The 9,768-nt window shown below is 69.3% G+C and carries 9 protein-coding genes; 2 read left to right on the top strand and 7 right to left on the bottom strand.

Annotated features, from left to right (window positions below; genetic code table 11):
• A partial coding sequence (locus tag NS283_RS07855; RefSeq protein ID WP_058596307.1) for a DUF1990 family protein occupies positions 1 to 608 on the bottom strand: 608 nt, incomplete at its 3' end.
• Positions 609 to 621: 13 nt separating this feature from the next.
• On the bottom strand, positions 622 to 2,466 hold the full coding sequence (gene lepA, locus NS283_RS07850; RefSeq protein WP_058596306.1) for a translation elongation factor 4: 1,845 nt from the start codon (positions 2,464 to 2,466) through the stop codon (positions 622 to 624).
• Between the two features lie 64 nt (positions 2,467 to 2,530).
• Between lepA and NS283_RS07845 the strand changes: the two genes are divergently transcribed.
• Together NS283_RS07845 and rpsT are read left to right on the top strand one after the other, a co-directional pair.
• Positions 2,531 to 3,253, top strand: a complete 723-nt coding sequence (locus tag NS283_RS07845) for an alpha/beta fold hydrolase (protein WP_058596305.1) — start codon at positions 2,531 to 2,533, stop codon at positions 3,251 to 3,253.
• A 118-nt stretch (positions 3,254 to 3,371) separates the two neighbouring features.
• Positions 3,372 to 3,632, top strand: coding sequence for a 30S ribosomal protein S20 (rpsT, locus tag NS283_RS07840; protein WP_058596304.1), 261 nt, complete (start codon positions 3,372 to 3,374; stop codon positions 3,630 to 3,632).
• Between the two features lie 215 nt (positions 3,633 to 3,847).
• Here rpsT and holA read toward each other — a convergent pair whose 3' ends face one another.
• The 5 genes from holA to NS283_RS07815 all read right to left on the bottom strand — a co-directional run bounded on the left by holA (position 3,848) and on the right by NS283_RS07815 (position 9,766).
• A complete protein-coding gene (holA, locus tag NS283_RS07835; protein ID WP_058596303.1) occupies positions 3,848 to 4,885 on the bottom strand; it encodes a DNA polymerase III subunit delta in 1,038 nt (345 codons plus the stop codon).
• A gap of 1,097 nt (positions 4,886 to 5,982) precedes the next feature.
• Entirely contained in the window at positions 5,983 to 8,280 is a 2,298-nt protein-coding gene (locus NS283_RS07830) for a ComEC/Rec2 family competence protein (protein WP_058596302.1), read from the bottom strand.
• Positions 8,277 to 8,894 carry a ComEA family DNA-binding protein gene (locus NS283_RS07825; protein ID WP_058596301.1) on the bottom strand — a complete coding sequence of 206 codons (618 nt, stop codon included), beginning with the start codon at positions 8,892 to 8,894 and terminating at the stop codon, positions 8,277 to 8,279. Before NS283_RS07825 ends, NS283_RS07830 begins: the two co-directional genes overlap by 4 nt.
• 166 nt (positions 8,895 to 9,060) lie before the next feature.
• The gene (locus tag NS283_RS07820) at positions 9,061 to 9,504 is read right to left on the bottom strand and encodes a lasso peptide biosynthesis B2 protein (protein ID WP_058596300.1); all 444 of its coding nucleotides are present in this window, start codon (positions 9,502 to 9,504) and stop codon (positions 9,061 to 9,063) included.
• Positions 9,497 to 9,766: a PqqD family peptide modification chaperone gene (locus NS283_RS07815; RefSeq protein WP_153003303.1), complete on the bottom strand. Its 270-nt coding sequence runs from the start codon at positions 9,764 to 9,766 to the stop codon at positions 9,497 to 9,499. Before NS283_RS07815 ends, NS283_RS07820 begins: the two co-directional genes overlap by 8 nt.
• Positions 9,767 to 9,768 lie beyond the last annotated feature (2 nt).

The following is a 9,768-nucleotide window of genomic DNA, read 5'->3' as shown; positions in this document are numbered from 1 at the left end:
TGCGTGAAGAGCGCCCGCCGACGGCGGCGGAGGCGGCTCGTGAACAGACGGTAGGAGGGGACGGTCGGCCGGTCGAACGCGCGGACCACGAACCAGACCTCGTCGTTGTCGCGCCACTCGACGACGAAGAGCTCTTCGCCGCTGACGTTCGAGTGCCCGACGGTGCCGAGGATGAAGCCGACGCGGCGCGGCTCCTCGAAGACCGAGATGACGCGGAGCTCGGCGTCGGCCCGGTGCCCGTCGACCTTCCCGTGGAGGCGCACTCCGGTGCCCGGGCTCACGAAGGGGGTGCCGTCGGCGGCGAAGCGCTGCTCGGGCTCGAGGCTGCTCGGGGCGACGGGAGCGCCGTCGGCGTCGAAGCCCACGCCGGAATACCCGCCTCCGGATGCCGGACGCACGTCGCTGATGCTGAGATCGCCCGAGCGCAGCGGAGCCCACGACAGCAGGAGTTCGCTGGCCGCGGCGAAACGTTCCTCGCCGCTGCCGATGCGCCACGCGTCTTCGGCGGGGATCGAGTGCTCCGGCGGGTACTGCATCAGGTCGTGCGCCTGGGTGGCGCCGACGGCGGCGTAGTCGACCGTGTCATCGGTGAAGTTCTGCCGACGCATGCTGCCTCCCGTTCTACTTCTTGGCCTCGACGTCTCCCGACAGGGCGGCGATGAACGCCTCCTGCGGAACCTCGACGCGGCCCACCATCTTCATGCGCTTCTTGCCCTCTTTCTGCTTCTCGAGGAGCTTGCGCTTTCGGGTGATGTCACCGCCGTAGCACTTGGCGAGGACGTCTTTACGGATGGCGCGGATCGTCTCGCGCGCGATGATGCGCGCGCCGATCGCGGCCTGGATGGGCACCTCGAACTGCTGGCGCGGGATGAGCTTGCGCAGACGCTCGGCCATGAGGGTCCCGTACGCGTAGGCCTTCTCGCGGTGGACGATCGAGCTGAACGCGTCGACCTTCTCGCCCTGGAGCAGGATGTCGACCTTCACGAGGTCGGCGGTCTGCTGACCGGCCGGTTCGTAGTCGAGGCTCGCGTAGCCCTGTGTGCGCGACTTGAGGTGATCGAAGAAGTCGAACACGATCTCGCCGAGGGGCATGTGGTAGCGCAGCTCGACGCGGTCTTCGCTGAGGTACTCCATGCCGAGCAGGGTTCCGCGGCGCGACTGGCAGAGCTCCATGACCGTGCCGACGTAGTCCTTGGGGAGCAGGATGCCGACCTTGACGATCGGCTCCGACACCGAGGCCACGCGCCCGTCGGGGTACTCGCTGGGGTTCGTGACCGAGACCGTGTCGCCGGTGTCGGTGGTGACCTCGTACGTGACCGAGGGAGCCGTGGTGATGAGGTCGAGGCCGAACTCGCGTGAGAGGCGCTCGGTGATGATCTCGAGGTGCAGCAGGCCGAGGAAGCCGCAGCGGAACCCGAAGCCGAGGGCGACCGAGGTCTCGGGCTCGTACTGGAGCGAGGCGTCCGAGAGCTTCAGCTTGTCGAGCGCTTCGCGCAGCTCCGCGTAGTCGCTGCCGTCGATCGGGTAGATGCCCGAGAACACCATGGGCTTCGGATCGGTGTAGCCGGCCAGGGCTTCGGTGGCGGGCTTGCGCTGGTTGGTGATCGTGTCGCCGACCTTCGACTGACGGACGTCCTTCACACCCGTGATGAGGTAGCCGACCTCGCCCACGCCCAGACCCTTGGTCGGGATCGGCTCGGGGCTCGAGACGCCGATCTCGAGGAGTTCGTGCGTCGCGGTGGTCGACATCATCTGGATGCGCTCGCGCGGCGACAGCGCGCCGTCGACCATTCGGACGTACGTCACGACACCGCGGTACGCGTCGTAGACGGAGTCGAAGATCATCGCGCGAGCGGGGGCGTCGGCCTTGCCGACCGGCGCCGGGATCTTCTCGACGATGAGGTCGAGCAGGTCTTCGACGCCCATGCCGGTCTTGCCGCTCACGCGCAGCACGTCTTCGGGCTTGCCTCCGATGAGTCCGGCCAGTTCGGCCGCGTACTTGTCGGGATCGGCCGCCGGGAGGTCGATCTTGTTCAGCACCGGGATGATCGTCAGATCGTTCTCGAGCGCCAGGTAGAGGTTGGCGAGCGTCTGTGCCTCGATGCCCTGCGCCGCGTCGACGAGCAGGATCGCGCCCTCGCACGCGGCGAGCGAGCGACTGACCTCGTAGGTGAAGTCGACGTGACCGGGCGTGTCGATCATGTTGAGGGCGAAGGTGCCGTCGGCGGTGGACCACGGCATCCGGACAGCCTGCGATTTGATCGTGATGCCGCGCTCACGCTCGATGTCCATGCGGTCGAGGTACTGCGCGCGCATGTCGCGGTCGGCGACGACGCCGGTGATCTGCAGCATGCGGTCGGCCAACGTCGACTTGCCGTGGTCGATGTGGGCGATGATGCAGAAGTTGCGGATCTGCTCCGGCGGGGTGGCAGACGGCTCGAGGGGCTTCAGGGCGCGCGGTGACATGTTCCGTCGATTCTACGGGGGTGCGCCGACATCACCGTCCGCGGTCGCTTTTACAGTGGATGCCATGACGGTCCAGGTCGTGCTCGTGCACGGCATCCGCACGTCGGCGACGATGTGGCGGGCGCAGGTCGAATACCTCGAGAATCGCGGCAACCCCGTGGCGGCCGTCGACTTGCCGGGGCACGGCGCCCGGCGGGGCGAGGAGTTCACGCTCGACGAGGCGTTCGCCACGATCGATCGGGCGGTTCGGGATGCCGCGACCCGCGGCCCCGTGCTGCTCGTCGGGCATTCGATGGGAGGGCTGCTCTCCATCGAGTACGTCGGGCGGGAGGACCCTCCGCCGGTCGCGGCGTTCATCGCGGCATCCTGCACCTCGATCCCCCGCGGTGTGGGGCTCGCGGCGTACCGCTTCCTCGCGCGACGGTTCGACAGCCTCCCGGACCGGGGTCTCGGTCTCACCAACCGCGTGCTCGATCGGACGCTGCCGCCCGAGACCCGGCCGGACTTCGGCGCGGGCGGGTACGCGTTCGACGCGCAGGACACGGCCCTGGCGTCTCTGTCGGTGCTCGACCTGTTGGCATCCGTTCGTCGGATCCGGGTTCCGCTGTGGTTCATCAACGGGCAGTGGGATCAGCTGCGCGTGAACGAGAGGCTGTTCGTGTCGCTCGCCCCGCACGCGGAGCTGATCGTGGTGCCGCGGACCACGCACCTCGTGACGGCGATGAGGCCGCGGGTGTTCAACGCGCTGCTGGAGGTGGCGCTCACCACGATCGAGGCGTCGACCTGATAAGCTTGGCGCTTGGCTTGCGTGTGGGGTTTTTCCCGACCTCCACGACCGCCGGTGCAGCGTCCCTCTACCGCTCGCCCGGCACTTCCAACACTCACTCAAACGAAAGACCGTCGACGTGGCGAACATCAAGTCGCAGATCAAGCGCAACAAGACCAACGAGAAGGCGCGCGAGCGCAACAAGGCCGTCAAGAGCGAGCTGAAGACGCACGTGCGTCGCACCCGCGAGGCCGTCCTGGCCGGTGACAAGGAAGCCGCCGAGAAGGCGCTCGCCACCGCGACCAAGAAGCTCGACAAGGCCGTGAGCAAGGGTGTCATCCACTCGAACCAGGCCGCGAACCGCAAGTCGGCCATCGCGAAGTCGGTCGCCGCTCTCTGAGCCGCCGTACCTCGACAGCCCGTCCCGCATCCGCGGGGCGGGCTTTGTCGTTTCCGGGGTGGGATGCCACACGGGAAGAGGTGCGACGAGAACAGGTGATGCGACGAGAACAGGAGGTTGTGGGCCGCAGCGGCCTGTTTCGGTGGCATCCCCTGTTTTCGTGGCGCGGCCGTGCGCGCGGAGCCTCCGGCCGCGGAGGCAGGACGCGGCGTCGGTCAGTCGCCGTAGGGCGCGCGCGTTGCAATGATCGTGATCATGCGCTCCAGCGCGAACACCGCGTCGCGAGACGCGCCCTTCACCTCGGCGTCTGCGCGCGCGGTCGCGTGGATTGCCCGGCCGAGACTCGCGGCGGTCCAGCCCACGAGGTCGCGGCGCGCGCGGTCGACCTGCCAGTCCTTCATGCCGAGACGCTGCGCGAGCTGCGACGACGGCTCCCGCGTACCGGCCACGCGGGCCATCGTACGCAGTTTCATCGCGACCGCGGCGACAAGGGGGACGGGATCGGCTCCGGATGCCAGAGCGTGGCGCAGCGCGAGGAGCGCGGGGCCGTACTGCCCCGCGATCGCGGTGTCGGCGACGGTGAACGCGGAGGTCTCGACGCGGCCGCCGTAGTAACGCTCGACGGTGCGTTCGTCGATGTCGCCCGGGACGTCGGCGATGAGCTGCTGGCACGCGGCCGCGAGCTCGGTGAGGTCGTCGGCGAAGGCCGAGACGAGTGCCCGCAGGGCGACGGGTGCGATGCGCTTGCCCGCGGCCTTGAACTCGCCCACGGCGAAGTCGAAGCGATCGGAGTCGCGCTTGATCGCGGGGCACGCGATCTCGATGCCGCTCCCCTGGCCCGCGCGAATCGCGTCGAGGAGCTTCTTGCCGCGCACGCTCGCCCCCGTGTGGCGGAGCACGACCGTCGCGCCGTCCTGCGGCTGAGCAAGGTACGACACGGCCTCGCTGAGGAACGTGTCGCTGCACTTCTCGACACCCCCGACGCGGACGAGACGCGGCTCGCCGAACAGGGATGGCGAGGTGACGGCCAACAGCGTTCCCGCAGCGTAATCGTCGGCGCGTACGTCGGTGACCTCGAGGCTGGGGTCTTCGCTCTTCAGGAACTCCCGGATGCCCGCGGTCGCGCGCTCCGCGCAGACCTCTTCGGGCCCCGAGACGAGAACGATCGGCGCGGGCTGCGGCGTACGCCACGACACCTGCGGGATGGCCGTTTTGGCCTTCGCCGGAGCGGAGCGTCGGGGAGCCGGGGTCACCCCTCCAGCCTACCGACCGGGTCCGACATTGCGGTCGGGATGACTTCTGGGGGTGCGGGATGACGCGCGAGGATGCTTGCTAGTGTGCAGGCCTCGCGGAACCTGACGTCCTCGTGTGCGGAGAATGGGGCCGCTTGTATAGCCGCGGCGCCCGTCGAATTGATAGAGGCCACATGACAGGAACACGCAATCCCGTCGCACAAGCGCTGGATACCCGCGGGTTCATCCTTGATGACGGCTCTGCTCTGGCGCTTGCGGCACGAGCGATATGGAATCACTGGTGGCAGGGGCATGCCGCATTGACGTTCGCCCAGGCTCGTCTTCGGCTTGACCGCGTTTGCGCGCAGCGACGTCCCCAGGTCTCTCCCTCCTTCAAATGGGCGGGGTCGTCCCGAATCTCGGTCGGCGCCATGGCGTGGTTACGGAACGACCATGTTGTCACTACGCACCCAGACTTCCCTTACCACCACTCGATTCCGGAGTCGGCTGATTACCTGAGAACGTGGTCGAGGTCGGAAGCCGAGGGCGAACTGGAAGCTGCGGATTGGTCGCTGTGGCACCGACCTGGTGGCTGGGTAGGGACGGTGGGTGATAACGGCAACCACCGGTCGTTGCTCGCCGCGGCCGTTGGCGTGCCTCTTGTCCGGGTTCGCCTCACGGACGTGTACACCTGGCATGCGGAGCCAGCGTCCCCGGTCGCAGAGATCCGGCTGGAGGCGCCCCGATGGTCGTGGCAGGCTCGCGCAATCACGCGTTCTCTCGTCACGGGTTGTGTGTGTCTGATGAGTGGAAGCGAGGGGAAGGCCCCCTAGACGGCGTGAGCCTCCGTCGTATCGACCCGCTTCTTCCTTGGATCTTCGACCGGCGCCGCCGAGATGTGCGCACACGCTTCAAGCACTTCTGCGAACGGTTCGGCTACCGAACGGACGGTGACTGGAGAATGGGAGCCAACGCTCTTGCCGCCGTCCCGCCGAGTTAAAGCCCAGGTGTTCACTCGTCGGACCTGGCTCATGTCTGACCTCCCCGCCTCAACGGTGGCTTCGAGCGCTTCGACGCGGTGACGCGCCGGCCTCCGTGCCGGAGAAGCGAGCACTTGGCTACCCCGGCGGCCGTGCACGCCACAGCGTCAGCTGCCCGTCAGTCATGCTGACCGCGAGGTCTCCGTCGGTATCCGTTCGCCCGACCACGACGCCGAGCGCGGTCATCGTCGACAGGAGTGTGGCGGTGGGGTGCCCGTACCGGTTGTCCGCTCCGACGCCGATCAGTCCGACGAGAGGATGCAGGCGCCGGTAGAGCTCCGGATCCTGGTCGGCGCTGCCGTGGTGCGACACCTTCACCACATCGACCCTCGGCACCTCGACCCGCCGGAGCAGGGCGGCCTGCGCGTCTTTGCCCAGGTCGCCGAGAAGCACCGTGCGGGGGAAGTCCGCACCGACGACGTCGAGCGCGACGCTGGCACCGTTGCCGGGCTCGTCGCGCGGCGCCGGGCCGAGGGCCTGCCAGCGGGTCTCCCCCACCCTTCCCGTCGTCCCGGTCGTCGCCTGCTGCAGCTGTGCGCCTGCCGCGGCGAACCGGTCGAGCAGCCGCTGATCCTCGGGGACGTCGACGGGCCCGTGGACGACGAGTGTGGCTCGTCCGACGACGGCCGCGGATCCGCCGATGTGGTCGAGATCGAAGTGCGTGAGCACGACGAGGTCGAGGTGGTCGACACCGAAGGTTCGGAGGCATTGCGCGAGCGGTTCCGGTTCGGGTCCGGTGTCGACGAGCGCCACGGCATTGCCTGAGCGCCACAGCGTCGCATCGCCCTGTCCGACATCGCACATGGCCACATCCCACGTCGTCGGGACCGTGAGCGGCCCGGCGACCGTTCGCAGGGTGGTGTGACCCGCAATCAGACCGACGGTGACGGCGATGACCGCGGTCGCCACGGCGGTCGCTCGTCGAAGCCGGGTCGGTCGGATGAGCGCGACGGCCATCGACGCGCTGACGACCGTCAGCAGCGCCGCGCCGAACGCGCCGTCGGGCCACGGCAGGTTCTGCGCCCCGATACCGCTCGTGGTGTGTGCCACCGCCGCGATCCAGGCCGCGGGGATCCAGGCGAGAGCGGAAAGCCCGTCGCGCAGCCAGGGAAAGGGAGCGATGCAGGCGAGGACGCCCGCGATGGTCGCTGGTGCCGCCGCCGGGTCTGCCACGAGGTTGGCCACGATTCCCAGCAACGGCACGTGGGGATCGATCAGGACGATGAGCGGTCCGCAGGCGAGTTGAGCGGCCGTCGGCACGGCCAACGCGAGGGCGAGGGCGCGCGGCATCCATCGCTCCAAACCGCGCGCTATCGGGCGGGCGAGGACGAGCAGGGCCGCGGTGGCCGCAGCGGACAGAGCGAAGCCGAGGGAGGTGGACAGCCACGGATCGGCGATCATCAGCACCGTCACCGCGGCGGAGAGCACCGCCATTCCCGCAGCGGGGCGGCCGAGGACGAGGGCCAGCAGCGCGATTGCCGCCATGGTCGCCGCGCGAACCACGCTCGGCTCGGGTGTCACCAGCACGACGAAGCCGATCAGAACAATCGACGCTCCGACGACGCGGAGTGCGCGCGGGGCGCCCACCGCTGCAAGGAGGACGAACGCGGCGCCCACGACGAGCGCGCAGTTCGCACCGGAGACGGCCGTGAGGTGAGAGAGGGAGGAGGCGGTCATGGCCGCATCCGTCGCGGGATCGAGGCTCGACGTGTCGCCCACCGCGAGTCCCGGCACGAGACCCGCCCCGGGCTGCGGGAGGCCGCGGGTCGAGGCGACGAGGCCGTCTCGCAGTGCCTCGAACCACGCCCAGATTCCCTCGGGTGGAGGCGCTTCGATGATCTCCTGCGCGCGGAGGACGAGAATCGCCCTCTCCCCTGGTCTCGGCGGGACCGCTCGTCCGGTCAGGCGGATCACGCTGCCAAGACCGGATGCCGCGACCTCGGCGCGACCGCCCGTATCCACGCCGACACGGGTCGGGATGCCACCGGTCACCGTGACGGTTCCCGCCGTGACGCGAGAGGCGACCGCGTCGAACCACGCGCCGCCGTCGCTCGCCCCGGCCACGTGTCCGACGACGGTCAGTTCGACATCGAGCTGACGATCCCCTTCGACCTGCAGGGCGGCGATCTGCGCACGGGCCGGGGCCGCAGCCGTGACGCTGCCACCGGTCGCGGCCGCGCACGCGAGCGCCACCGCGGCGATACCGAGGGCGGGATGCCGAACCCTCAGGAACGCCGCCGCGCACAGGGCAGCGACCACCGCCATCGAGACCATGAGCCCGGCCAGATCCGGCGTCGAGGTCGCCCATCCTGCACCGGCCCACGTCGCGATCGCCACGGCGGCGGGTCGCAGCGCACGGCGCTGCAGGGCCGTCATACCCGCACCAGGTCTCGGAGGCCGTCGAGCATCTTGTCGCCGATGCCCGGCACGGAGCCGAGATCGTCGACGCTGGTGAAGCGGCCGTTCTCCTTCCGCCACGCGATGATGCGGTCGGCGATCGCCGGTCCCACCCGCGGCAGTGCGTCGAGCTCTTCGCGCGTGGCCGTGTTCAGGTCGACGAGGCCTCCTGCGGCGGTGCCGTGGGCCGCACCGGTGCCGTCGTCGGGTGACGCTCCGACAACGGGCACCACGATCTGCTCCCCGTCCGCGACGGGTCGTGCAAGGTTCACCCCGGCGCGCTCCGCGTCGTCCGTGAAGCCGCCTGCCCGGGCGACGGCATCCGCGACCCTGTCGCCCGCGGCGAGGCGATAGAGGCCGGGGGCGCGCACGGCACCCGCGACGTGGACGTACAGACCGGCCTGCGGGGGTGCGAGCGCGGTCGCGAGCGGTGGGGATGCGGCGGACACCTCTTGCGTGCCGGACACGCCTCGCAGCATTCCGATGCCGATCGTGACCGCGAAGGCGATCAGGACCAGAACGATCACGGCCCCGACTCCCAGCCGCCGACGCGCGGCGAGCGCACCCGGTGGGGATTCGAGGGTCTCGGTCACCCGGCAACCCTAGGAAGAGGAAGGAACGGTGCGCGGGCATCTGAGCGTCATCCGTGGATCGTTCGCCGCGAGGCCGAACTGGGGAGGATCCGCTGTGGAGCGCAAGCGCAGACGTGGCGACGGGGTGTGCGTCCCGGACTCCGCCAGCGGGCCAGGCGCGACGGTCTCAGGTCGCGGGCGCATCGGGATTCGTCGACGGACCCACGCTGATCAGCGGCACGAAGTACTTCATCAGGGACGTGGGTTCGCGAACGGGTGCGCCCTCGACGCAGATCCAGGCGTGAGCACGGAAGGGATCGATCGCGGCGCCGGCGTGCCATTCGGGCCATCTGCCATAGGTCCAGCAGAACAGCGCGGTCGCCGTCGCGCGATCGAGACAATAGCGTCCCGCGCATCTCCGGCTGACGGAGACGACGGCATCGAGACCGCGCTCGACCAGCGATCGATCGGCGGCTCGCCTCCCGCGCGCGAGTGTCGTGAGCAGGCGTTCGAGTCGATCGGGCTGTTGCCGCACCAGGAAGAAGACGAGGGGAAGCACGAGGAACGCGCGGAGCCGATCGTTCGCCGAAAGACGTTGCCGGGCTTCGAGGGGAACGACGATGTCAGACACGGACGAGTAATCCTTCGGCGGCGAGGTCATCGAGAAGTTGGTGGAGATCGCGCGTGATCTGGGCGGCGTCGACATCCGGGTACCGCTTCTGGAGGTGCTCGACGATGCCGTCCACGGGCTCCCCGTCGACCAGGAGGCGGAGGATGCGCGTTCCGGAGGGATTCACCTGGCGGTACTGCCCGGAGCGTCGGCTGAGCAGAACGCCCCCGTGGGTCACTTCCGTGAAGCGGACGTCGTCGGCGAGGTGGTAGGTGTGTGGCATCG

This window comes from Microbacterium testaceum (assembly GCF_001476285.1).
Classification (GTDB): Bacteria; Actinomycetota; Actinomycetes; order Actinomycetales; family Microbacteriaceae; genus Microbacterium; species Microbacterium testaceum_B.
The sequence above is the reverse complement of the archived record's forward strand: the minus strand, read 5'-3'. Positions and strand labels throughout refer to the sequence as shown.

Excerpts from the sequence above, each read along its gene's own strand:
- NS283_RS07815 (WP_153003303.1), bottom strand. The coding sequence starts at position 9,766 with ATGCCACACACCTACCACCTCGCCGACGACGTCCGCTTCACGGAAGTG.
- NS283_RS07845 (WP_058596305.1), top strand. The coding sequence starts at position 2,531 with ATGACGGTCCAGGTCGTGCTCGTGCACGGCATCCGCACGTCGGCGACG.
- lepA (WP_058596306.1), bottom strand. The coding sequence starts at position 2,466 with ATGTCACCGCGCGCCCTGAAGCCCCTCGAGCCGTCTGCCACCCCGCCG.
- NS283_RS07830 (WP_058596302.1), bottom strand. The coding sequence starts at position 8,280 with ATGACGGCCCTGCAGCGCCGTGCGCTGCGACCCGCCGCCGTGGCGATC.